At 71.0% G+C, this 21,690-nt stretch carries 24 protein-coding genes; 14 read left to right on the forward strand and 10 right to left on the reverse strand.

Features of this window, described 5'->3' with window-relative positions; genetic code table 11:
• The first annotated feature begins 93 nt into the window (after positions 1–93).
• Positions 94–1,809 (forward strand): DEDD exonuclease domain-containing protein, encoded by a 1,716-nt coding sequence (locus RIN75_RS17085; protein ID WP_309112924.1) that lies wholly within the window; start codon positions 94–96, stop codon positions 1,807–1,809.
• A gap of 37 nt (positions 1,810–1,846) precedes the next feature.
• Complete coding sequence (locus RIN75_RS17090; RefSeq protein ID WP_309112925.1) at positions 1,847–2,131, forward strand: Lrp/AsnC ligand binding domain-containing protein; 285 nt, start codon at positions 1,847–1,849, stop codon at positions 2,129–2,131.
• 100 nt (positions 2,132–2,231) lie between these two features.
• On the opposite strand, the gene RIN75_RS17095 is transcribed toward RIN75_RS17090, so the two are convergent.
• The 4 genes from RIN75_RS17095 to RIN75_RS17110 form a co-directional block, all read right to left on the reverse strand.
• Positions 2,232–3,902, reverse strand: coding sequence for a cytochrome bc complex cytochrome b subunit (locus RIN75_RS17095; RefSeq protein WP_309112926.1), 1,671 nt, complete (start codon positions 3,900–3,902; stop codon positions 2,232–2,234).
• Positions 3,899–5,023, reverse strand: coding sequence for a ubiquinol-cytochrome c reductase iron-sulfur subunit (locus RIN75_RS17100; RefSeq protein WP_309112927.1), 1,125 nt, complete (start codon positions 5,021–5,023; stop codon positions 3,899–3,901). Before RIN75_RS17100 ends, RIN75_RS17095 begins: the two co-directional genes overlap by 4 nt.
• The gene (locus tag RIN75_RS17105) at positions 5,020–5,829 is read right to left on the reverse strand and encodes a cytochrome c (protein WP_309112928.1); all 810 of its coding nucleotides are present in this window, start codon (positions 5,827–5,829) and stop codon (positions 5,020–5,022) included. The genes RIN75_RS17100 and RIN75_RS17105 overlap by 4 nt, the downstream gene beginning before the upstream one ends.
• Positions 5,830–5,896: 67 nt before the next feature.
• Complete coding sequence (locus RIN75_RS17110; RefSeq protein WP_309112929.1) at positions 5,897–6,505, reverse strand: heme-copper oxidase subunit III; 609 nt, start codon at positions 6,503–6,505, stop codon at positions 5,897–5,899.
• 84 nt (positions 6,506–6,589) lie between these two features.
• On the opposite strand from RIN75_RS17110, the gene RIN75_RS17115 reads away from it, so the two are divergent.
• The 4 genes from RIN75_RS17115 to RIN75_RS17130 all read left to right on the forward strand — a co-directional run bounded on the left by RIN75_RS17115 (position 6,590) and on the right by RIN75_RS17130 (position 9,338).
• Positions 6,590–7,000, forward strand: a complete 411-nt coding sequence (locus tag RIN75_RS17115) for a hypothetical protein (RefSeq protein WP_309112930.1) — start codon at positions 6,590–6,592, stop codon at positions 6,998–7,000.
• Between the two features lie 57 nt (positions 7,001–7,057).
• On the forward strand, positions 7,058–7,468 hold the full coding sequence (locus RIN75_RS17120; RefSeq protein ID WP_309112931.1) for a hypothetical protein: 411 nt from the start codon (positions 7,058–7,060) through the stop codon (positions 7,466–7,468).
• A gap of 5 nt (positions 7,469–7,473) precedes the next feature.
• On the forward strand, positions 7,474–8,529 hold the full coding sequence (gene trpD, locus RIN75_RS17125; RefSeq protein ID WP_309112932.1) for an anthranilate phosphoribosyltransferase: 1,056 nt from the start codon (positions 7,474–7,476) through the stop codon (positions 8,527–8,529).
• A 122-nt stretch (positions 8,530–8,651) separates the two neighbouring features.
• Complete coding sequence (locus RIN75_RS17130) at positions 8,652–9,338, forward strand: lysophospholipid acyltransferase family protein (RefSeq protein ID WP_309112933.1); 687 nt, start codon at positions 8,652–8,654, stop codon at positions 9,336–9,338.
• Positions 9,339–9,983: 645 nt separating this feature from the next.
• On the opposite strand, the gene RIN75_RS17135 is transcribed toward RIN75_RS17130, so the two are convergent.
• Positions 9,984–10,400, reverse strand: a complete 417-nt coding sequence (locus tag RIN75_RS17135) for a cytochrome c oxidase subunit 4 (RefSeq protein ID WP_309112934.1) — start codon at positions 10,398–10,400, stop codon at positions 9,984–9,986.
• Between the two features lie 13 nt (positions 10,401–10,413).
• A complete protein-coding gene (gene coxB, locus RIN75_RS17140; protein WP_309112935.1) occupies positions 10,414–11,346 on the reverse strand; it encodes a cytochrome c oxidase subunit II in 933 nt (310 codons plus the stop codon).
• A gap of 216 nt (positions 11,347–11,562) precedes the next feature.
• On the opposite strand from coxB, the gene asnB reads away from it, so the two are divergent.
• Positions 11,563–13,491 (forward strand): asparagine synthase (glutamine-hydrolyzing), encoded by a 1,929-nt coding sequence (asnB, locus tag RIN75_RS17145; RefSeq protein ID WP_309112936.1) that lies wholly within the window; start codon positions 11,563–11,565, stop codon positions 13,489–13,491.
• Between the two features lie 49 nt (positions 13,492–13,540).
• On the opposite strand, the gene RIN75_RS17150 is transcribed toward asnB, so the two are convergent.
• The gene (locus RIN75_RS17150; RefSeq protein WP_309112937.1) at positions 13,541–13,951 is read right to left on the reverse strand and encodes a MerR family transcriptional regulator; all 411 of its coding nucleotides are present in this window, start codon (positions 13,949–13,951) and stop codon (positions 13,541–13,543) included.
• Between the two features lie 83 nt (positions 13,952–14,034).
• On the opposite strand from RIN75_RS17150, the gene RIN75_RS17155 reads away from it, so the two are divergent.
• On the forward strand, positions 14,035–15,216 hold the full coding sequence (locus RIN75_RS17155) for an MFS transporter (RefSeq protein ID WP_309112938.1): 1,182 nt from the start codon (positions 14,035–14,037) through the stop codon (positions 15,214–15,216).
• 81 nt (positions 15,217–15,297) lie between these two features.
• Entirely contained in the window at positions 15,298–15,468 is a 171-nt protein-coding gene (locus RIN75_RS17160) for a hypothetical protein (protein ID WP_309112939.1), read from the forward strand.
• A gap of 84 nt (positions 15,469–15,552) precedes the next feature.
• On the opposite strand, the gene RIN75_RS17165 is transcribed toward RIN75_RS17160, so the two are convergent.
• Positions 15,553–15,927 carry an iron-sulfur cluster assembly accessory protein gene (locus RIN75_RS17165; protein ID WP_121221943.1) on the reverse strand — a complete coding sequence of 125 codons (375 nt, stop codon included), beginning with the start codon at positions 15,925–15,927 and terminating at the stop codon, positions 15,553–15,555.
• Positions 15,928–16,017: 90 nt separating this feature from the next.
• Positions 16,018–17,034, reverse strand: coding sequence for a glycerate kinase (locus RIN75_RS17170; protein ID WP_309112940.1), 1,017 nt, complete (start codon positions 17,032–17,034; stop codon positions 16,018–16,020).
• Positions 17,035–17,077: 43 nt separating this feature from the next.
• Between RIN75_RS17170 and RIN75_RS17175 the strand changes: the two genes are divergently transcribed.
• Both RIN75_RS17175 and RIN75_RS17180 read left to right on the forward strand, forming a co-directional pair.
• On the forward strand, positions 17,078–17,707 hold the full coding sequence (locus tag RIN75_RS17175; RefSeq protein WP_309112941.1) for a DUF3043 domain-containing protein: 630 nt from the start codon (positions 17,078–17,080) through the stop codon (positions 17,705–17,707).
• A gap of 80 nt (positions 17,708–17,787) precedes the next feature.
• Positions 17,788–18,774: an aldo/keto reductase family protein gene (locus RIN75_RS17180; protein ID WP_309112942.1), complete on the forward strand. Its 987-nt coding sequence runs from the start codon at positions 17,788–17,790 to the stop codon at positions 18,772–18,774.
• A 43-nt stretch (positions 18,775–18,817) separates the two neighbouring features.
• Here RIN75_RS17180 and RIN75_RS17185 read toward each other — a convergent pair whose 3' ends face one another.
• The gene (locus RIN75_RS17185; protein WP_309112943.1) at positions 18,818–19,018 is read right to left on the reverse strand and encodes a hypothetical protein; all 201 of its coding nucleotides are present in this window, start codon (positions 19,016–19,018) and stop codon (positions 18,818–18,820) included.
• 72 nt (positions 19,019–19,090) lie between these two features.
• Here RIN75_RS17185 and cobU point away from each other — a divergent pair, with 72 nt between their 5' ends.
• The 3 genes from cobU to RIN75_RS17200 are packed head-to-tail and all read left to right on the forward strand — an operon-like array spanning position 19,091 to position 21,398.
• Positions 19,091–19,648, forward strand: coding sequence for a bifunctional adenosylcobinamide kinase/adenosylcobinamide-phosphate guanylyltransferase (gene cobU / locus RIN75_RS17190; protein ID WP_309112944.1), 558 nt, complete (start codon positions 19,091–19,093; stop codon positions 19,646–19,648).
• Complete coding sequence (cobT, locus tag RIN75_RS17195; protein WP_309112945.1) at positions 19,645–20,682, forward strand: nicotinate-nucleotide--dimethylbenzimidazole phosphoribosyltransferase; 1,038 nt, start codon at positions 19,645–19,647, stop codon at positions 20,680–20,682. The genes cobU and cobT overlap by 4 nt, the downstream gene beginning before the upstream one ends.
• Positions 20,682–21,398, forward strand: coding sequence for an adenosylcobinamide-GDP ribazoletransferase (locus RIN75_RS17200; protein WP_309112946.1), 717 nt, complete (start codon positions 20,682–20,684; stop codon positions 21,396–21,398). Before cobT ends, RIN75_RS17200 begins: the two co-directional genes overlap by 1 nt.
• Positions 21,399–21,690 lie beyond the last annotated feature (292 nt).

Raw genomic sequence — 21,690 nt, forward strand, 5'->3', positions numbered from 1 at the left:
CACCGCGAGGAGCCGACGCGGCCACGCGTGTCTCACCTGCGACTCCACGGAGTGGTCATTCTCTGTCGTACCCCACCGCTAGGGTGCGGCCCGATGACCACCACCGCACCCGCCCAGCTCTCGTTCGACGAGTTGGGCACCCCGTTGCGCGACACCACCTTCGTCGTGTTCGACCTGGAGACCACCGGGGGCAGCAACACCGAGGACGCGGTCACCGAGATCGGCGCGGTGAAGGTGCGAGGTGGCGAAGTCCTCGGCACGTTCTCCACCCTGGTCGACCCCGAACGTGGTATCCCGCCGCAGGTCGTGGCGCTCACCGGCATCACCCAGTACATGGTCACCGGCGCCCCGAGGCTCGCCACGGTGCTCCCCGCGTTCCTGGAGTTCGCCGCCGGCTCGGTCCTGGTCGCCCACAACTCGGGCTTCGACGTGGGGTTCATCAAGGCCGCCTGCGAGCGGTACGGGTACCGGTGGCCGAAGCCCACCGTCGTCTGCACCGTGAAGCTGGCCCGCCGGGTGCTGTCCCGCGACGAGGCCCCGAGCTGCCGGCTGTCCGCGCTCGCGCAGCTGTTCAACATCGGCACGACCCCCGACCACCGGGCGCTGACCGACGCCCAGGCCACCGTCGAGGTCCTGCACCACCTGCTGGAGCGGGTCGGCAACCTCGGCGTGCACTCGCTGGAGGAACTGCTCGCCTACCTGCCCGAGGTGACCCCCGAGCAGCGGCGCAAGCGGCACATGGCCGCCCACCTGCCGTCCGAGCCGGGCGTCTACCTGTTCCGGGGCCCGAGCGAGGAGGTGCTCTACGTCGGCACCGCTTCCGACCTCCGGAGGCGGGTCCGGCAGTACTTCACCGCGTCCGAGGGCCGCCGGCGGCTGCGCGAGATGGTGGCGCTGGCGGTGCGGGTGGACGGGATCGTGTGCGCGCACTCCCTGGAGGCCGAGGTCCGCGAACTGCGCCTGCTGACCGCGCACAAGCCCGCGTACAACCGGAAGTCCAAGAACCAGGCCGGCTGGTGGTGGCTGACCCTGACCGACGAGGCCTTCCCCCGCCTGTCCCTGGTCCGCACCCCGCGCGCCGACGCCATCGGCCCGTTCCGCTCCCGCCGCCTGGCCGAGACCGCCCTGGACGCCCTGCTGGACGCCGTCCCCCTGCGCTCCTGCTCCCAGCGCATCTCGGCCCGCCGCCCCACCGGCACCCCGTGCGCCCGCTTCGAGATGGGCCGCTGCAAGGCCCCCTGCGCAGGTCTCCAGACGGTCGACGAGTACACCCCCGCCGTGACCGCCCTGCGCGCCCTGGTCGCCGGCCAGGACACCGCTCCCCTCCGCGTCATGGCCACCCATCTGGACGTCCTCTCCGACGTCCACCGCTTCGAAGAGGCCGCCACCCACCGCGACCGCCTGGCCGCACTGGTCCGCGCCCTCGACCGGGGCCAACGCCTGGCCGGCCTGGCCGCACTCCCCCAACTGGTGGCCGCGAGACCCGACGGCGAGGGCGGCTGGCAGTTCGCCGTCGTCCGCCACGGCCGCCTGGCTTCAGCGGGCGTCGCCAAGCGGGGCACCCGCCCCATGCCGGTCGTCGACGCCCTGGTCGCAGCGGCCGAGACGGTCGTCCCCGGCGAAGGCCCCCTGTACGGCGCACCCCCGGAGGAAACCGCCGTCATCCTCCGCTGGCTGGACCGCCCCGGCACCCGCCTCGTGTACTGCGACCAGCCCTGGACCTCCCCCGCGCACGCGGCGGCGACGTGGCGGACGTGGGTGGAACGCGCCGAGGCCGGCCGAGATCCGTACCGCGACCCGGCCCACTAGCATGTGGACCACCGTCGACTTGACCAGGAGGACCGCCGTGATCACCGCGATCGTGTTGATCCAGGCCGCCGCCGAGACCATCCCGGACGCGGCACAGGCGATCGCCGACATCGAAGGCGTCACGGAGGTGTACTCGTGCGCCGGCGACGTGGACCTGATCGCCCTGGTCAAGGTCGCCAAGCACGAGGACCTGGCGGACCTGGTGCCGGGCCGGATCTCGAAGGTGCCGGGCGTGCTGAACACCGACACCCACATCTCGTTCCGGTCCTACTCCAAGCGCGACACCGAGGCCGCCTTCGAAGTCGGCCTAGAAGACGCCTGACCCGCGCCGCGCGCCACCCGCTGCCACGCCGGACGCGCTTCGCGCACCGGAAAGCGAAAGGCCCCGCACCACCAGGTGCGGGGCCTTTGCCGTTCTGCGCTCAGTCCTCCGGCTGGGAGGGCTTGCCGGCCAGTTCGCTCGACGGCTTGTTCTCCGCCGTCAGCGCCTCCTTCGGCCCGCCGTTCTCCCCCCGAGCCCGAGCCAACGCCGCGGTCTCCTCCGGCGCGTCCGGCGTCAGGAAGCTGCCCGGCACCGGGTGCCCGGCCGACCCCAGCTTGTTCATCTTCTTCGGCACCGGAGCACCCTGGTAGGCCAGCTCCAGCGGGTGGCCGTGGGCGTCCACCGGGCCGAGCGGCTGGTGGACCTCGATGAACTCGCCGTGCGGCAGGCGCTTGATGATGCCCGTCTCCACGCCGTGCTCCAGGACCTCCCGGTCACCGCGCTGCAAGCCGATGCAGATCCGGTAGGTGATGAAGTACGTGATCGGCGGGATCACCAGCAGGCCGATGCGGCCCATCCACGTCGTCGCGTTCAGCGAGATGTCGAACTGGTAGGCGAAGATGTCGTTCGCACCCATGACCAGCAGCACCATGAAGTACGAGATCGCCATCATGCCCAGCGACGTCCGGACCGGCACGTCGCGCGGGCGCTGCAACAGGTTGTGGTGCGCGTAGTCCTTGGTCATCTTGCGCTCGATCCACGGGTACACCGCGGCGATGCCGGTCAGCAGCGGCAGACCCAGCATGAACGGCCAGAACGGCGCGGGCACCGTGTAGTCGCCCAGGTACAGCTCCCACGCCGGCCAGATGCGGACCAGGCCGTCCGTCCAGCCCATGTACCAGTCGGGCTGCGAGCCCGCCGAGACCTGCGCCGGGTTGTAGGGGCCGATGTTCCAGATCGGGTTGATCTGGAAGACCCCGCCCATGATCGCGGTGACCGCGACGACGATCGCGAAGAAGCCGCCGCCCTTGACCGCGAACACCGGCATGATCCGGACGCCCACGACGTTGGTCTCCTTGCGGCCCACGCCCGGGAACTGGGTGTGCTTCTGGTACCAGACCAGGCCCAGGTGCACCGCGACCAAGGCCAGGATGATGGCCGGGATCAGCAGGATGTGCAGGGCGTAGAGCCTCGGGATGATCTCGGTGCCGGGGAACTCGCCGCCGAACAGCAGCCAGTTCAGCCAGGTGCCGATGACCGGGAACGAGATCAGCAGGGCCGCCATGACCCGCAGGCCGGTGCCGGACAGCAGGTCGTCGGGCAGCGAGTAGCCGAGGAAGCCCTCGATCGCGCCGAGCATGAACAGCACGATGCCGATGACCCAGTTGACCTCACGCGGACGCCGGAAGGCGCCGGTGAAGAAGATCCGGAACATGTGCACGACGATCGCGGCCATGAACAGCAGCGCCGCCCAGTGGTGCACCTGGCGCACGAACAGGCCGCCGCGGACCTCGAACGAGATCTCCAGGGTCGACTCGAACGCCCGGGACATCTCGATGCCCTGGAGGTTGACGAACGCGCCCTGGTAGACGACCTCCTCCATGGAGGGGTCGAAGAACAGGGTCAGGTACGTGCCCGACAGCAGCAGGACGATGAAGCTGTACAGCGCGATCTCGCCGAGCAGGAACGACCAGTGCGTCGGGAAGACCTTGTTCATCTGGTGCCGCAGGCCCTTGGCCATGTGGTACCGGTCGTCCGCCCACTTCGCCGCACCACCCGCCACGCGGGCGGCGGCGTTCTGCCGCTTTGTCGGCGTGGTGATGCCGCTCATGACTTACGCTCCCAGAACGCCGGACCCACAGCCTCGATGAAGTCGCTGCGGGCAATCAAGTATCCGTCCTCGTCGACCGTGATCGGAAGCTGCGGCAGGGCGCGGGTCGCCGGGCCGAACCGGGGCTTGCCGTAGTGGAAGACGTCGAACTGCGACTGGTGGCACGGGCACAGCAGCAGACCGGTCTGCTGCTCGTACAGCGAGGTCGGGCAGCCCAGGTGGGTGCAGATCTTCGAGTACGCGTAGAAGTCCCCGTAGTTGAAGTCCTCCTGGCCCTCCCGCTTGACCACCGACTGGCCGGGGCGCAGGCGGATCAGCATGACCGGGTTGTCACCCCGCTTCAGCGCCGCGACCAGGGCGTGCTCGTCGTTCCGCTCGGACTCGCGGAAGGGGAACACCGTTTCGAAACCGCCGGCGTCGAGGTCCTCGGGACGGACGAGGGCCACCTCGTGGAAGTTGCCGGTGTGCCGGCGCAGGTAGACCTTCTCGCCGTTCTCGGCCTTCCAGCCGGTGTGCCAGAGCGATTCCTTGGTCTCGCTGTCGGCGTGCGGGTTGCGGACGAGGCTGCCCAGCGGCAGGGCCACCAGGCCCAGGCCCATGACGCCCGCGCCCAGGCCCGCGGTCCGCTTGATGAGCGACCGGCGGCCGATGGTGGAGCGCTCGCCCGCGTCGGCCAGCTCGGCGACGATGGTGGCCTTGTCGACCTCGGACGACCCGCCGTCGTTGCGCTGCTGGACCGCCAGCTCCTCGGGGATGAACTTCTTCGTGTACAGCAGCGCGCCGACGCCCAGGCCCAGGATCGCGATGCCCAGGGTCAGGCCGATGACCGGCGTGTACAGGCTGTACAGGAAGTGGTGCCCGCTGTCGGGCGCCGCGTAGCGCCACGGCCAGAACAGGAACGCGGCGAGGAAACCCAGGCCGCCCAGGGCGGCGATGATGAACCACAGGGCGACCTGCCGCTCGGCCCGGCGCTCGGCCCGGGTGCCCTTGACGGGCCACCGGTCCTCGTAGTGGACGATCTCGACGCCGTCCAGCTTCGTGCCGAGCTTGACCAGCTCGTCCCTGCTCATGCCGGCGAGCTCCGCCTCGCTCGGCAGGTCGTTCGGCTTCTCGCCGCTCATGCCTTGGCTCCGATCCAGAGGGCAGCACCGACCAGGGCGGCGATACCCACGATGAACGCGATCAGACCCTCCGAAACCGGCCCGAAGCCGCCGAGGGGGGCGCCGCCGGGGTTGTTGTTCCCGTCGGTCACCGACTTGATGTACGCGATGATGTCCTTCTTCTCCTCCGGCGTGAGCTGCCGGTCGGAGAACTTCGGCATGTTCTGCGGACCGGTGAGCATCGCCGTGTACAGCTGCTCCTCGGTCACGCCGTCCAGCACGGGTGCGAACTTGCCGGACGACAGCGCCCCGCCGCGACCGGTGAAGTTGTGGCACGCCGCGCAGTTGAGCCGGAACAGCTCGCCGCCGCGGGCGGAGTTCTCGCCGCGCAGCGCCTCACCGCGCTCCGCGGGGGTCTCCGGGCCGCCGCCGCGGGTCTGGATGAACGCGCCGATGGCGTCGATCTCCTCCGCGGTGAACACGGCGGGCTTGCGCTGGGCCTGCGCCTCCTGGCGGGCCATCGGCATGCGGCCGGAGGACACCTGGAAGTACACGGCCGCCTCGCCCACGCCGATCAGGCTCGGGCCGCGGCCCTTGACGCCGTCCAGGTTGTCGCCGTGGCAGGAGATGCAGGTGTTGTTGTAGAGCTGCTCACCCAGCCGCACCTGGGCCGGGTCGTCCTGCGCCTGCGCGGTCTGCGGCTGCGGTGCCAGCGCGCTGAACAGGAAGCCCGCGGACAGCAGCGCGAAGCCCAGGGCGAGGAGGCCCGAGATCCGCCGGCGCAGCTTGGTGCCGCGCTTCCGGGCCCGTGTGGTGTTGGTGGTCATGTGTGCGGCAACCCTTGCTGGTGTGAGTTCGGGGTTCGTGCTGCTCGTCGGTGGTGCGCGAGCCTGGTCAGGGCACGATGTAGATGACGGCGAACAAGCCGATCCAGACCACGTCCACGAAGTGCCAGTAGTACGACACGACGATCGCGGAGGTCGCCTGGGCGGGGGTGAACTTGCTCAGCTTCGTGCGGACCAGCAGGTAGCCGAACGCGATCAGACCGCCGATCACGTGGAGGCCGTGGAAGCCGGTCGTCAGGTAGAAGACCGTGCCGTACGCCGAGCCGGGGATCGTGGTGCCCTCCTGGACGAGGGTCACGTACTCGCCCGCCTGGCCGGCCACGAAGATCGCGCCCATGATCAACGTGAGCAGGTACCACCGGCGCAGACCGAACACGTCACCGCGCTCCGCGGCGAACACGCCCCACTGGCAGGTGAACGACGAGGCCACCAGGATGATCGTGAAGAACAGCGCGTACGGCACGTCGAGGTGCGTCGGCGCGGGGGGCCACGGTCCTTCGTTCTGGGCCTTCACCGTGAAGAACATGGCGAAGAGGCCGGCGAAGAACATGAGTTCACTGGACAGCCAGACGATCGTGCCCACGCTGACCATGTTCGGGCGGTTCAGCGAGTGCACGCGCGGGCCGATGGAGGGCGCTGCCGTTGTCACACGACGCATTATTGCTTGCGGGTTTTCGCCCCGCCCATCGGGTCTGGGGCAAGAGCAGTGGTCATCTGGGTCACACGGTCGGTGAGGGACGCCATGGGGTTGTTGAGCCGGTTGCGTGATCGCTTGTCCCGCAAGGACGAACCCGCACTGGAGATCGATTCACCGGGGTTGGTGGTCGTCGCCGAGGCGTTCGACATCGCCGAGGCGGACTCCGCGGTGCTCGCCCGATCACCCGGCCTCCGGACGGCTGAGCCCGCAGTGCTGCGCCACCACCTCACCCTGCCCCCTGACCAGGTCGAACGCGCCCGTGAGCTGCTCGCACCGGACGGTTGGACGTTGGTTCCCGGTGAAGTTCCCGGTGAGGTTTCCCACGCTCTGCGGGTGCAGGTGCTGAGCGCGCTGTCGTGCGCGCAGGAGCGGTCGCGGATGGCGGGCCTGGCGCAGCGGCTCGGCGGCGACTGGATCGGTTGGGACGCTCTCCAGGTCCCGCACGGGTCCGGCTGAGTGGGGCGGATAACATCACCTTCCACCTGGCACCCGACCCGCCGGAGGATCGCGCAGATGAGCACGCAGACGACCAGGATCCTGGTGTTCAGCCACCGCCCCGAGGTGCGTGAGACGATCATCACCGCGGTGGGCCGCCGTCCCGCGCCCGACCTGCCGCGGGTGGAGTACGTGGAGGCGGGTGGCGTGGCCGACGTCCTCTACGAGATGGACAACGGCAACATCGACCTGGCGATCCTGGACGGCGAGGCGCAGCCGACCGGCGGCATGGGCCTGTCCCGCCAGCTCAAGAACGAGATCACCGACTGCCCGCCGATCGTCGTCGCGGTCCGCCGCAAGGACGACCGGTGGCTGGCCACGTGGTCGCAGGCGGACGCCGTCGTCGTCCACCCGCTCGACCCGCTGGCCGCCGCCGAGACCGTCGCCGAGGTGCTGCGGTCCACGGGCGTGCCCGCGGTCCGGGGGTGACCCCGGTGGGCGAGCGGACCTGGCCGCAGCTGCTGGGCCGGCTCATCGACCGGGTCGACCTGGGCGAGGAGGACACCGGCTGGGCCATGGACCAGATCATGTCCGGCGCGGCGACCACGGCCCAGATCGGCGCGTTCGCGGTGGCCCTGCGGGCCAAGGGCGAGACGCCCGAGGAGGTCGACGGCCTGGCGGCGGCGATGCTCAAGCACGCCCGCCGGTTCACCGTCGACGTGCGCGCGGCCGACATCGTCGGCACCGGCGGCGACAGTTCGGGCTCGGTGAACATCTCCACCATGGCGACCCTGGTGGCCGCGGCCGCGGGCGTGCCCGTGGTGAAGCACGGCAACCGGGCGGCGTCGTCCAAGTGCGGCACGGCGGACGTGCTGGAGGCCCTGGGCGTGGCGATCGACCTGCCGCCGCTGGGCGTGCAGACGACCGTCGAGGAGCTGGGGGTCGGGTTCTGCTTCGCGCCGGTGTTCCACCCGGCGTTCCGGCACACCCTGGGGCCGCGGCGCGAGCTGGGCATCCCCACGTCGTTCAACCTGCTGGGGCCGTTGACCAACCCGGCGCAGCCGTCGGTCGGGCTCATCGGCTGCGCGCGGGCGGCCGCGGCTCCGTTGATGGCGGGCGTGTTCGCGCGGCGCGGCAGCACGGCGCTGGTCGTGCGCGGCGACGACGGTCTGGACGAGATCACCACCACGACGACCACGACGGTGTGGGTCGTGTCGGACGGTGCCGTGCGCGAGGACCGCATCGACCCTTCTGTTTTGGGCATCGAGGCTGCCACTCCGGAGGACCTGAAGGGCGGGGACGCGGTGGTCAACGCCGAGGTCGTGCGCGAGCTGGTCGGTGGCAAGCCGGGGCCGGTGCGGGACGCGGTGCTGCTCAACGCGGCCGGGGCGGTCGCGGCGCACTCCGGGTTCAGCGGCGACCTCCACGCGGACCTGCGCGCCGGGATGGTCCGGGCCGCGTCGGCGGTGGATTCGGGTGCGGCGGCGGAGTTGCTGCGGCGGTGGGCGGCGCGGTCGACCGAGCTGAAGGCCGAACTGGCGGACTCCTGAGCTTTCGAGTCACGGGCTCCTGAGGTTTCGAGTCGCGGACTCCTGAGGTTTCGAGTCGCGGACTCCTGAGGTTTCAGCCACCTTTTGACCGGCCGGTAACCGGGAGGAGGGATGCTGTTCCCATGCTCTACACGGTGATGAGGCGGGTCGTGGCCCCCACGGCCCGGATGATCTGGCGGCCCCGCGTCGAGGGCCTGGACAACATCCCGGCCGACGGTCCGGTGATCCTCGCGGCCAATCACCTGTCGTTCATCGACAGCATCGTGATCCCGATGGTGGTCCCCCGCCGGGTCTACTTCCTCGCCAAGGCGCAGTACTTCGTGGGCAAGGGCGTCAAGGGGCGCCTTTCCCGGTACTTCTTCGACTCGCTGGGGCACGTTCCGGTACAGCGGGGTTCCGGAAGGGCGGCGCGGGCGTCGCTGGACACCGCGGCGGCGATCCTGGCCCGGGGTGACGCCTTCGCCATCTACCCCGAGGGCACGCGGTCCCTGGACGGCCGCCTGCACCGGGGCCGGACGGGCGTGGCGCGGATGGCCCTGGAGTCGGGCGCGCCGGTCGTGCCGGTGGGCATCATCGGCACGGACAAGGTCCAGCCAATGGACGCGAAACTCCCTCGCATCCGCCCGGTGACCATCCGGTTCGGCGAGCCCCTGGACTTCTCGCGGTACGCCGGGATGCAGGAGTCGCTGCCGGTGCTGCGGTCGGTGACCGACGAGATCGTGTACCGGATCCTCGAGCTGTCGGGGCAGGAGTACGTCGACAGCTACCAGAAGTCCCCCAGCCAGGAAGCCGGCCTCGACGCCGCCTGACCCTCAGGCCACCTGACCCTCAGGCCACCTGACCCTCAGGCCACCTGACCCCCGGGCCACCTGACCCCCGGGCCGCCTGACCCCCGGGCCGCCTGACCCCCGGGCCGCCTGACCCTCGGGCCGCCTGACCCGACGCCGCTGACCCGACGCCGCTGACCGGCCGGATTGTCGGTGGTCCGTGGGACAATGGAGACGGAGGCCGGAGGCCGGCCCTCGCCAATGCCGAGCCACCTTCACCGCGCCCCCGCTCAAGCCACACCCGCCGCGTCAGCCAGTCAAGCCGTGCGAGCCCAGCCCCGCGCCGCCCGAGCCAGCGCCGCCCGAGCCAGCGCCGCCCGAGCCAGCGCCGCCCGAGCCAGCGCCGCCCGAGCCAGCGCCGCCCGAGCCCCAGCCGCCGAGCCCCAGCCGCCGAGCCCGCGACCACACCTTGGCTCGCCCAGCCAAGCCCGGTCCGGCAGTGTCACCCGACAATCTCGCCGCGAGCCTCCGGCCCAGGCTTCCCGCCGTCTCGCCGCCGGCCTCCGGCCCCCATCTCCATTGTCCCACCCACCACCGACAAAACCGGCGCCTCACCCAGCCCCCCCACCACGCGAAAAGGGCCGCCCCCGAACCCGGGAGGCGGCCCTTCGCAAGCGTCGGTGCAGGTCAGTCGTGGTTCGGACCGGTGTGGTACTCGAAGACCAGACCGCCCACCATGATCAGCACCAGCACGATGCCGATCACCAGCAGCCACACGTGCCAGAACGCGACAGCCACACCGGACACCGCCGCCGCGGCCGCCAGACCCACCGGCCAGTACGACCCCGGGCTGAAGAACCCCAGCTCACCGGCACCGTCGGACACCTCGGCGTCCGCGTTGTCCTCCGGTCGCACCTCGATGCGCCGCGCCACGAAGCGGAAGTACGTGCCGACGATGAGCGCCAGGCCACCGGTCAGCGCCAGCGCCACCGTGCCGGTCGGCTCGACGGCACCCGTGTCGGCCCACGTCCAGTAGCCGTACACCACGGCCATCAGGAACGAGAACGCCATCACCAAGTCGAAAATGCGGGCTTCGACCTTCATCGCAGCGGTCCTCCTACTTCCCGCCGCCGGACGCCTCGCGGACGGTCCGGTCGGTGTCGAAGGGCTTGGTCGTGACCGCGTACGGCGTGCACAGCTCGCCGCAGTTCAGCTCGGTCAGCGCCTCGGCGGCGCTGTAGGGCTGACCCGTCTTCGGGTTGTTCTTCTCGCGCAGCGACATGTAGCGGTCGAACAGGGCCGGCTCCAGGGCGCGGACCTCGAAGTTCATCACGGCGTGGTAGACGCCGCACAGCTCGGCGCAGCGGCCCACGAACGAGCCGGGGCGGTCGATCTTGGTGATCTCGAACGCGTTGTCCTGGTTGTTCTTCTTCGGGTCCGGGAAGACGTCCCGCTTGAAGTGGAACTCCGGCACGAAGAACGAGTGGATGACGTCCGTGGACTCCAGGTTGAACCGGATGGACCGGTCCGCCGGGACCACCAGCAGCGGGATCTCGCCGGACGTGCCGACGGTGCTCACCGGGGTGTCGTCGCGGTCGGTCTTGTAGTCCGGGTAGCGGAACTCCCAGTTCCACTGGAACGCGATGACGTCGACCGTGACGTCCGGGTTCTCGGACTTCTTCGTGACGTAGTTCTGGGTCACCGCGGTGAAGTAGAACAACACGGCCACGATGACCGTCGGCACGACGATGAGGACGAGTTCGAGCGGCAGGTTGTAGGCCACCTGGCGGGGCAGTTCCTCGCTCTTCTTGCGGTGGAACGCGACCGACCAGAGGATCAGCCCCCAGACGATCACACCGACCGCGAGCGCGGCGATGACCGACCAGGTCCACAGCTCGCGCATCTTCTCGGCCTGCGGCGTCACGGCCACCGGCCAGCCGAAGCGCAGCACCTCTTCCGTGGAGCAACCCGTGGCCCCGACGCCGACCAGGCCGACCAGCCCGACGACCTTGGCCAGCCGCGCTGCCCTGGTGCCCTCCTTCAGGCCCACTGCTCGCCGCCTCCTCGTTGAAAGCTCACCGCCGCGGGAAGCGGCATCAGACACAGGCAGGGGTGGTGCAACACCCTCGCCGGATCATGCGGGAGCGTAGCTCAGCGCGGTGGGTCCCACCCCTTGGGGGGAGCCTCCGAGCGGTGCAGTTTCGGTCACACAAAGGCGCCCCGGCATACTGGGGACTTCTCCACACCCCACGAAAGGTGCGACGGCGTGTGCGGCCTGCTTGGACTGGTTTGCCCCGGCGAGAACGAAGCTGAGCACGCGCGCTCGGCCGTGGCGCAGGCGATGCGCTGCCAGCGCCACCGCGGCCCTGACGAGACGGGCACCTGGCAGGGCGGCGAGGTCGTCTTCGGCTTCAACCGGCTCGCCATCATCGACATCGAGCGCTCCCACCAGCCCCTGCACTGGGGCCCGCCGGAGGCGCCGGGTCGCTACACCATCAACTTCAACGGCGAGATCTACAACTACCTGGAGCTGCGCGCCGAGCTGACCAAGGAGTTCGGCACGGCGTTCGCCACCGACGGCGACACCGAGACCATCGTCGCCGCCTACCACCACTGGGGCCCGGCGGCCGTGGCCAAGCTGCGCGGCATGTTCGCGTTCCTGATCTGGGACAACCACCGCAAGGTGGTCTTCGGCGCGCGCGACCCGTTCGGCATCAAGCCGCTGTACTACGCGACCGGCCCGGGCGGGGTGGCGTTCTCCAGCGAGAAGAAGTCGCTGCTGGAGCTGACCCAGACCCTGGGCATCCGGCCCGAGGTGGACCGCAAGGCCCTCCAGCACTACCTGATCCTGCAGTACGTGCCCGAGCCGGAGTCGCTGCACACCCAGATCCACCGCATCGAGTCCGGCACGTCGTTCACCGTCACGCCCGGTGGCAAGCCGGTGGTCGAGCGGTACTTCCCGGCCACGTTCCGCCCGCGCGCGGTGCACGGCGAGGCCGACGCGAACCGGCTGTACGACGAGATCACCGAGGCCCTGCGCGACTCGGTCGCCAAGCACATGCGCGCGGACGTGACGGTCGGCTCGTTCCTGTCCGGCGGCATCGACTCGACCGTGGTCGCGGCCCTGGCCAAGGAGCACAACCCGGACCTCATCACCTTCACCACCGGCTTCGAGCGCGCCGGGTACTCCGAGATCGACGTGGCGGCCGAGTCGGCGGCGGCGATCGGCGTGAAGCACGTGGTCAAGGCCGTGACGGCGCAGGAGATGATGGACGCCCTGCCGCTCATCACGTGGTACCTGGACGACCCGGTGGCCGACCCGGCGCTGGTCCCGCTGTGGTTCATCGCCCGCGAGGCGCGCGAGCACGTGAAGGTCGTCCTGTCGGGCGAGGGCGCGGACGAGCTGTTCGGCGGCTACACGATCTACCGCGAGCCGCTGTCGCTGGCCCCGTTCGAGAAGGTGCCCGGCGCGCTGCGCAAGGCCATGGGCAAGGTCTCCACCAAGATCCCGCAGGGCGTGCGGGGCAAGGACCTGCTGCGCCGGGGCGCGCTGACCCTGGAGGAGCGCTACTACGGCAACGCCCGGATCTTCCTGGACGACCAGCTCCGGCAGGTCCTGCGGTCGTACGACCCGAACGTGTCGCACCAGGACGTGACGGCCCAGCCGTACCGCGAGAGCCAGGGCTGGGACCCGGTGACCCGGATGCAGCACGTGGACCTGTTCACGTGGCTGCGCGGCGACATCCTGGTCAAGGCCGACAAGATGACGATGGCCAACTCGCTGGAGCTGCGGGTGCCGTTCCTGGACCCGGAGGTCTTCCGCATCGCCTCGCAGGTCCCGTCGGAGCTGAAGCTGACGAAGGAGACCACGAAGCACGCCCTGCGCCGGGCGATCCGGGACATCGTCCCGGCCCACGTGCTCAACCGCCGCAAGCTCGGCTTCCCGGTGCCGATCCGGCACTGGCTGAAGGACGAGATGCACGACTGGGCGGTCGACCACGTCAACAAGAGCCAGACCGACCAGTACATCGACAAGAACGCGGTGCTGCGGGTCATCGAGGAGCACCGGTCGGGCGTGGCCGACAACAGCCGCCGCATCTGGGCGCTGCTGGTGTTCATGATCTGGCACGGCATCTTCATCGAGGGCCGGATCCGCCCGGTCGTGCCGGAGCCGCACTACCCGGTCAAGCTCTAGCCAAGTGCGTCAAGAGGCCCCCGCTGCCCGGCGGGGGCCTCTTCGCTCTTCACGCGGTCGCGCCCGCCCCGTGGAGGGCCGCCCGCCGCTCGGCCAGCTTCACCTCGACGTCCCCCACCAGTTTCGCCAGGTGGTCCTTGCTGCGCTGCAACCCGGCGATCCGCTCCTCCACCGAGTTCAACTCCTCCTGGAGCATCTCCAGCAGCGGCACGCACCCGGCCTCGTCCTCCGGCAGGTCGACCTCCTCGCCCAGCGCGTGGGCGAGCACCAGCCGCACCAGGCGGACGTTCAGGCCGGACGAGATCAGGCACCGCACGCTGCGCACGCGCTCCACGTCGGCCTCGTCGTACACCCGGTAGCGGGATTCCGTCCGCCGCGGCTTGAGGAGTCCGTGCTGGTCGTAGTAGCGGAGCATGCGGACGGTGGTCCCCGTCTTCTCCGCGAGTTCGCCGATCAGCACCCCTATTCCCCTTCCGCCGCAAAAGAGCCGTCGATCACGCAAGCTTGACCCTGACGTCAGTGTCACACTTTAGCGTCTGACCCGTGATCGCTCTCGTCCTGATGCTGTGCGCGTTCGCGGTGGGAACCTCGGAGTTCATCGTCGTCGGTGTGCTCCCCGAGGTCGCCGCGGACCTGGGGGTCGCGCTGCCGACCGCGGGCCTGCTGGTCACCGCGTACGCGGTGTCCGTCGCCGTAGGCGGACCCGTCCTGACCGTCCTGACCGGGCGCCTGCCGCGCCGGTCCCTCCTGATCGCCGTCATGGCGTTGGCGCTGCTGGCCTCGACGGCCTCGGCGCTCGCGCCGAACTACGAACTGCTCATGACCGCGCGCATGGTCGCCGCGCTCTCGCAAGGCCTGTTCTTCGCCGTCGCCTCGCAGGTCGCGGTGGCGGCGGTGCCGCCGGAGAAGCAGACGGCCGCCATCGCGAAGATCGTCAACGGGGTGGCGCTGTCGACCATCCTCGGCATCCCGGTCGGCACGCTGGTCGGCCAGAACTACGGGTGGCGCGGGTCGTTCGCGGTGGTCGCCGCGCTCACGCTGCTCGGGCTGCTCGGCGTGGTGCTGGGCGCGCCGAAGGTGGCGCACGAGCCCGACGCCGGGTTCCGCGCCAACATGTTCGCGTTCAGCCGCCGGACGGTGCTGTTCGGCCTGCTCACGACCGTCCTCGCGTTCACCGGCATGATCACCGCCTTCACCTACGTGGCGCCGGCGCTGCGAGACGTGACCGGGTTCAGCCCGGCCTGGGTGACCGGGGTCCTGCTGGTCTACGGCCTGGGCACGATGGTCGGCAGCACGATCGCCGGTCGCGTCCAGCCCGCGGCCATCCCCAAGGTCCTGCCGATCCCGCTGGCCGCGCTGACCGTGCTGCTGCTGGCGCAGGGCTTCCTGCTGGAGACGAAGGTGACGGCCGTCGTGGGGGTGTTCGTGCTGGGCGCCAGCGCGTTCGCGGCCGGACCGCTGCTGCACACGTTCCTGATGGGGCAGGCCGGGTCGGCGGCGGGGCTGGTGGCCTCGGTGAACATCTCCGCGTTCAACGTGGCCGCCGCGTTCGGGCCGATGATCGGCGGGGCGGTCATCACCGGCGGGTTCGGGCTCCAGTGGATCGCCGCCGTGGGGGCGGTGCCGGCGGTCCTGGGGGTGCTGGTGGCGCTGTTCCTCGGCCGGCTGGTGCGCCGGGGTCACGACCACTCCCGGCCGCTGGAACCCGCGCTCGCCGCGGCCTGACGGCCCGACGAGAGCCCTACCGGACGGCTACCGCCCGGTAGGGCTTTTGTCGACGGCAATGACCGGCCTACCGTCCCCCGGATGAGGAACACCGAGGCGGACACGCTGGACGAACTGATCGACGACTGCACCGAGGTCCCCGCCGAGCTGCGGCCGACGGCCAAGGTGCTGCCCGAGCGCCGGGCGGCGGCCCCGTGGCGGGTCACCGACGCCAACGCGGCCCAGGTGGACGACCTGGACGCCTACGTCTGAGCCCCCACCGGCTCGCGGAACGGAAAAGGCCCCCGCCGGAGCGAGGGCCTTCACTTCTTCCGTGCCGACTTCTTCCGTGCCGACTCAGTGGAACGAGTCGCCGCAGGCGCACGAACCGCCCGCGTTCGGGTTGTCGATCGTGAAGCCCTGCTTCTCGATCGTGTCCACGAAGTCGATCACCGCGCCCTCCACGTACGGGGCGGACATGCGGTCCACAGCGACCTTGAGGCCGTTGAAGTCGCGCAGGGCGTCGCCGTCCAGCGTGCGCTCGTCGAAGAACAGCTGGTAGCGCAGGCCGGCACAGCCACCGGGCTGCACGGCGATGCGCAGGTGCATGTCGTCCCGGCCCTCCTGGTCGAGCAGCGCCTTGGCCTTCACGGCAGCCGCGTCGGTCAGCGTGACGCCGTGGGTGGGCGGTGCGTCAGGAGTCGAGGTGGCTGCATCCTGAGCGGTCGTCATGGCTCTCCCTCAGAGGTCCTTTGCGGGCATCTATTCCCAGCAAACACGGGCGGTACCCGCTTTGTTCCTGACCCCATGGTCGCACAACCGTCAGCGGCGGGAGTGTGACCACTGCCTCGCCACGTCGTGGGCCAGGGCGGCCAGGGTGCCGGCCGGGTCGGCCATGGACTTCTCGACCGACCCGGCGTGCTCGGTGACCGAGTAGGACTCCTGGACGCCGGCCGCCGCCGCCTCCCGCCGACCCACGCTGACCTGCCCCGCGAGCACCAGGCACGGGATCCCGCGCTCGGCCGCGCCGCCCGCGACGGCGGTGATGAGCTTCCCGCGCAGCGACTGCCAGTCGAAGCTGCCCTCGCCGGTGACGGCCAGGTCAGCGCCGTCCAGGGCTTCGTCGAGCTTCGTGAGCCGGCGCACCAGGCCCGCGCCCGACGTGACTTCGGCACCCAGCGCGAGCAGTGCGGCACCCAGCCCGCCCGCCGCGCCCGCTCCGGGCAGGTCGCGCACCGCGGCCAGTTCGGGCATGGCCGCCAGGCGCTCCTCCAACCGGGCGACGGCCTCGGGCGACGCGCCTTTCTGCGGCCCGAACGTGTGCGCGGCCCCGTGCGGCCCGAGCAGCGGGTTCTCCACGTCGGAGGCGGCCACCAGCTTGGCGTTCGTGCCGGTCACGACCTCGCGCAGGCCCGCGCCGCCGTCGGTGGTGGCCGACCCGCCGAGACCCACCACGATCGTGTGACAGGTCCGGGCGGCGTCCGCGACCAGTTCCCCCACGCCCCGGGTGGTGGCGGTCTCCGCCGTGGCCGGGCGCTCGTCCTTGGGGATCAGGTGCAGGCCGCAGGCCTGGGCGGACTCGACGTAGGCGGTGCCCTCGTGCTCCAGCCACACGGCGTGCACGCGTTCGCCGCGGGGACCGGTCACCTCGACGTCGTGCAGGGTGCCGCCGAGGGCGGCGTGCAGCACGTCCACGAACCCGGGTCCGCCGTCGGCCAGGGGACGCGGCACCAGCTCGTCGTCGGGGGCGGCGCGGCGCCAGCCCTCCGCGACGGCCTCGGCGGCCTCCCGCGCGGTCAACGTTCCGCCGAAGCAGTCCGGCGCAATAACAACTCGCACCTCGCGAAGGGTACGGAACCGGGCATCTCCTACTCTTGGGTGCGTGAGGTTCCTGCGCCGCAATGCCGACGAAGCCACCCCCGCCGCCGAAGAGACCCCGGCGGAGGTGACGCCCGGCGACGCCTCGCGCACACCCGGCAAGGGCCGCCCGACCCCGAAGCGCCGCGAGGCCGAGGGCAAGCGCCGCGGCCCCGTGCCCCCGCCGCCCCGCACGCAGCGCGAGGCGCTGAAGCGGATGCGCGGGAACAAGGTGTCCAAGGAGGAGCGCCGCGCCGCCGCCGTCGAGCGCCGCAAGCGCATGATGGCCGGCGAGGACAAGTACCTCCTGCCCCGCGACCGCGGCCCGGTGAAGGCCTACATCCGCGACGTGGTCGACTCCCGCCGCAACCTCATGGGCCTGTTCATGCCGCTGGCCATCCTGGTCTTCGTGGCGCTGCTGGTGCCGTCACCGCAGGTGCAGCAGTACGCGACCCTGGTGACCACGTTCATGCTGCTGGCGATGGTCGTCGAGGGCTTCGTGCTGGGCCGGTACGTGGCCAAGCGGGTCCGCGCGAAGTTCCCGCAGGACACCTCGCGGGGCTTGTCGATCGGCTGGTACTCGTTCATCCGGGCGAGCCAGCTCCGGCGGCTGCGGGTCCCCAAGCCCCGCGTGGGCTACGGCGACAAGGTCTGATTCGCGACCTGGCGTTGTCGCGCCGCGGGTGTGCCCGGAGTTCATTAGCTTGCCGAACGATCGGCGGCTAGGGTGGGCGCATGGAGTTCCGACGCCTCGGCCGCAGTGGCCTCAACATCAGCGAGATCTCGTACGGCAACTGGCTCACCCACGGCTCCCAGGTCGAGGAGGAGCAGGCGACCGCTTGCGTCCGCGCCGCGCTCGACGCCGGCATCACCACCTTCGACACCGCCGACGTGTACGCCAACACGAAGGCCGAAGAGGTGCTCGGCCGCGCCCTCAAGGGCGAGCGCCGGCAATCGCTGGAGATCTTCACCAAGGTCTTCTGGCCGACCGGCCCCGGCGGCCCCAACGACAAGGGGCTGGGCCGCAAGCACATCATGGAGTCGATCGACGGGTCGCTCCAGCGCCTCCAGACCGACTACGTCGACCTCTACCAGGCGCACCGGTTCGACCGGCACACCCCGCTGGAAGAGACGATGCTCGCCTTCGCCGACATCGTCCGCCAGGGCAAGGCGCTCTACATCGGCGTCTCCGAGTGGAACGCCGACCAGATCGCGCAGGGCGCCGCGCTGGCCCGCGAGCTGAAGGTGCCGTTCATCTCCAACCAGCCGCAGTACTCGATGCTGTGGCGGGTCATCGAGTCCCAGGTGGTGCCGACCTCCGAGCGCGAGGGCATCAGCCAGATCGTCTGGTCCCCCATCGCGCAGGGCGTGCTGACCGGCAAGTACCTGCCGGGGCAGCCGGTGCCGGAGGGCTCGCGGGCGACCGACGAGAACGGCTCGAAGTTCATCCAGCGGTTCATGCGGGACGACGTGCTGAACAAGGTCCAGCAGCTCAAGCCGCTGGCCGACGAGGCCGGGCTGTCGCTGGCCCAGCTCGCCGTCGCGTGGGTGCTGCAGAACCCGAACGTGGCGTCCGCGATCATCGGCGCGTCCCGGCCGGAGCAGGTGCACGAGAACGTCAAGGCCGCCGGCGTGGTGCTGGAGGACGAGCTGCTGAAGAAGATCGACGAGGTCCTGGAGGGCGTGGTCGAGACCGACCCGCGCCTGACCGTCACCCCGTGACGCCGCTGAGCCCCACCCGGACGGCCGGGTGGGGCTCACCCGTCTATTCGGCCGGGGCGAGGGACATCGGGCCGTACACCTCGGACTCGGCGCGCAGCAGGGTCACCTGGGCCACGCCCGCGTCGCGCAGCGCCGACCACTCGGCGCTGAACCAGTCCTCGGCCTCGGCCTGGTCCGCGAACACCACCGTCGGGCCGTCCACCTCGCGGCCCTCCTCGTCCTGGTAGCGCCACCGGTACTCCACGTCCGGCTCCTCCTGATGTCCTCCGGGTAACGTTCGCCAGGCTATGACCAAACAGACCGGATGGGGTGGGGTGTGACGAGTCGGACACTCGTCCTCGGCGGGGCGCGGTCGGGCAAGTCGGCGCACGCGGAAGGCCTGCTCACCGACGACGTCGTCACGTACGTCGCGACCGCGCGGCGCTACCCGGACGACGCGGACTGGGAGCTGCGGATCGCCCAGCACGTGGCCCGCCGCCCGAAGACCTGGCACACCGTGGAGGCCCCCGCGCCGAACGACCTCACCGCGCTGCTCACCGCCACCGAGGCCACCGACCCGCCGATCCTGGTCGACGACCTGGCCACCTGGCTCGCCGGCGCGCTGGACGACGCGGGCGCGTGGGAGGGGCACGGCATCGGCGAGGTCGAGCGGGAGTGCGCCGCGCTGGTGAACGCGGTCGCGCAGACCCGGACCCGGCTGGTGCTGGTGTCCGCCGAGGTCGGCCTCGGCGTCGTGCCCAGCACCCACTCTGGCAGGCTCTTCCGCGATCACCTCGGCTCGCTCAACGCGCGGCTGGCCGAGGTCTGCGACGAGGTCTTGCTGGTCGTCGCGGGAATCCCACTGCGACTGCGCGAAGCCGGAGGTAGTCGGTGACCATCGAGTTCCCGCCCGTCGAGCCGCCCAGCGAGGACGTCCGCCGCCAGGCCGTCGCCCGCCACGGCGTGCTGACCAAGCCCGCGGGGTCGTTGGGCAAGCTGGAGGAGCTTGGCGTCTGGGTGTCCGCGTGCCAGGGCGTGTGCCCGCCGCGGCCGTTCACCCGGCCGCGGGTCGTCGTGTTCGCCGGTGACCACGGGGTCGCGCGGCACGGCGTGTCCGCGTACCCGAGCGAGGTCACCGGGCAGATGGTGGCGAACTTCCTGGCCGGCGGCGCGGCGGTGAACGTCCTGGCCACGGTCGCCGGGGCGACGGTCCGCGTGGTCGACGTCGCGGTGGACTCGGACACTTCGGTCGGCGACGCCAAGATCCGCCGGGGTTCGGGGTCGATCGACCGCGAGGACGCGTTGACGCTGGAGGAGGCCGAGCGGGCGATCGAGCTGGGTCGCAAGCTCGCCGACGACGAGGTCGACGGCGGCGCCGACCTGCTCATCGCCGGCGACATGGGCATCGGCAACACGACCCCCGCCGCGGTCCTGATCGCCGCGCTGACCGGGTCCGAGCCGGTCGCCGTGGTCGGTCGCGGGACGGGCATCGACGACCAGGGCTGGATGCGCAAGACCGCCGCCATCCGGGACGCGCTGCGCCGGGCTCGGCCCGTGCTGAGCGACCCGGTGCAACTGCTGGCGACCGCGTCGGGGGCGGACATCGCGGCGATGGCCGGGTTCCTGGCGCAGGCGGCCGTGCGGAAGACGCCGGTGATCCTGGACGGGGTCGTGGTCGGCGCGGCGGCGATCGTGGCCGAGGAACTGGCGCCCGGGGCGCGCGAGTGGTGGGTGGCCGGGCACCGGTCGGTCGAGCCCGCGCACGGCATCGCGTTGCAGCACCTGAGCTTGGAACCGCTGCTGGACTTCGAGATGCGCCTGGGCGAGGGCTCGGGTGCGGTGGCCGCGCTGCCGCTGGTGGCGATGGCGGCGAAGGTGCTGGCGGAGATGGCCACCTTCGAGGGCGCGGGCGTCTCCGGACCTGCCTGATGCTGCTCGCGCTGTCCTGGCTGACTGTTCTGCCGATCTCGGTGTCCGATGTGGACGGTCGGGCGGCGCGGCGGGCGATCACGTGGGCCCCGGTGGTCGGGGTGCTGTTGGGTGGCGTGGCGGCGGCGGTGCTGGCCGGGTTGTCGTGGCTGGGCGCGCCGCCGTTGCTGGCCGGGTTCCTGGTCGTCGGCGGGCTGGCGTTGGCCACGCGCGGGATGCACTTGGACGGGCTGGCCGATACGGCGGACGGGTTGGGGTGCTACGGGCCGCCGGAGCGGGCGTTGGCCGTCATGAAGGACGGCGGGGCCGGGCCGTTCGCGGTGGTGGCGCTGATCGTGGTGCTGGGAGCGGAGGCGGTGGCGCTGCCGTCCGTGTCGGCGGGTGCGGTGGTGCTGGCGTTGGCGGTGGGGCGGGCGGCTTTCGTGCTGTGCTGCGCGCGGGGGGTACCGGCGGCTCGGCCCGAGGGGTTGGGGGCGTTGGTCGCCGGGACTCAGCCGGTGTGGGTCGTGGTGGGGTGGTGGGTCGTGCTGGCCGTGGCGGGGTTCTTCGTGGCTCCCGTCCACGGTCCGGTCGCGGTGGTGCTGGCGCTGGGGTTGGTGCTGGTGTTGATCAGGCACACGCGTAGGCGATTTGGCGGGATCACCGGTGATGTGCTGGGCGCGGCTTGCGAGACGGCGAGCGTCGCGGCACTCGCCGTGTGTGCCATGGCGCCTTAATAGTCGACGCCACCCGGTATGCCCACGCATACCGCCCGCTTTTTGCCGCGCAGCGGCTGCTTCGCGCCGCAGGCGCTGCTTTTGCTCGGACTTGCCAAGCCACAGCGGGGCCTCGGTTCGTCCCCCGTACGGCCTGGGCGCAGTCCAACCACGCTTCGGTCCTTTCCGCAACCACGCTTTACCGGTTGCGGAAAGGACCGAAGCGTGGTTGCCTCCGGCAGGTCGTACGGGGGACGAACCGACGCCCTTCCTCGCCCGGGGGCCTCCAGGCCCGCTTTTGGCTTTTGATCTT

Origin of the sequence: Saccharothrix sp., from assembly GCF_031180885.1 — a bacterium.
In the GTDB taxonomy this organism is placed as follows: Bacteria; Actinomycetota; Actinomycetes; order Mycobacteriales; family Pseudonocardiaceae; genus Actinosynnema.

What these genes read in the sequence shown, in the direction of transcription:
- RIN75_RS17085 (WP_309112924.1), top strand. Translation starts at nt 94, where the DNA reads ATGACCACCACCGCACCCGCCCAGCTCTCGTTCGACGAGTTGGGCACC.
- RIN75_RS17095 (WP_309112926.1), bottom strand. Translation starts at nt 3,902, where the DNA reads ATGAGCGGCATCACCACGCCGACAAAGCGGCAGAACGCCGCCGCCCGC.
- RIN75_RS17100 (WP_309112927.1), bottom strand. Translation starts at nt 5,023, where the DNA reads ATGAGCGGCGAGAAGCCGAACGACCTGCCGAGCGAGGCGGAGCTCGCC.
- RIN75_RS17105 (WP_309112928.1), bottom strand. Translation starts at nt 5,829, where the DNA reads ATGACCACCAACACCACACGGGCCCGGAAGCGCGGCACCAAGCTGCGC.
- RIN75_RS17110 (WP_309112929.1), bottom strand. Translation starts at nt 6,505, where the DNA reads ATGCGTCGTGTGACAACGGCAGCGCCCTCCATCGGCCCGCGCGTGCAC.
- RIN75_RS17115 (WP_309112930.1), top strand. Translation starts at nt 6,590, where the DNA reads ATGGGGTTGTTGAGCCGGTTGCGTGATCGCTTGTCCCGCAAGGACGAA.
- RIN75_RS17120 (WP_309112931.1), top strand. Translation starts at nt 7,058, where the DNA reads ATGAGCACGCAGACGACCAGGATCCTGGTGTTCAGCCACCGCCCCGAG.
- RIN75_RS17130 (WP_309112933.1), top strand. Translation starts at nt 8,652, where the DNA reads ATGCTCTACACGGTGATGAGGCGGGTCGTGGCCCCCACGGCCCGGATG.
- RIN75_RS17135 (WP_309112934.1), bottom strand. Translation starts at nt 10,400, where the DNA reads ATGAAGGTCGAAGCCCGCATTTTCGACTTGGTGATGGCGTTCTCGTTC.
- RIN75_RS17160 (WP_309112939.1), top strand. Translation starts at nt 15,298, where the DNA reads ATGAGGAACACCGAGGCGGACACGCTGGACGAACTGATCGACGACTGC.
- RIN75_RS17165 (WP_121221943.1), bottom strand. Translation starts at nt 15,927, where the DNA reads ATGACGACCGCTCAGGATGCAGCCACCTCGACTCCTGACGCACCGCCC.
- RIN75_RS17180 (WP_309112942.1), top strand. Translation starts at nt 17,788, where the DNA reads ATGGAGTTCCGACGCCTCGGCCGCAGTGGCCTCAACATCAGCGAGATC.
- RIN75_RS17200 (WP_309112946.1), top strand. Translation starts at nt 20,682, where the DNA reads ATGCTGCTCGCGCTGTCCTGGCTGACTGTTCTGCCGATCTCGGTGTCC.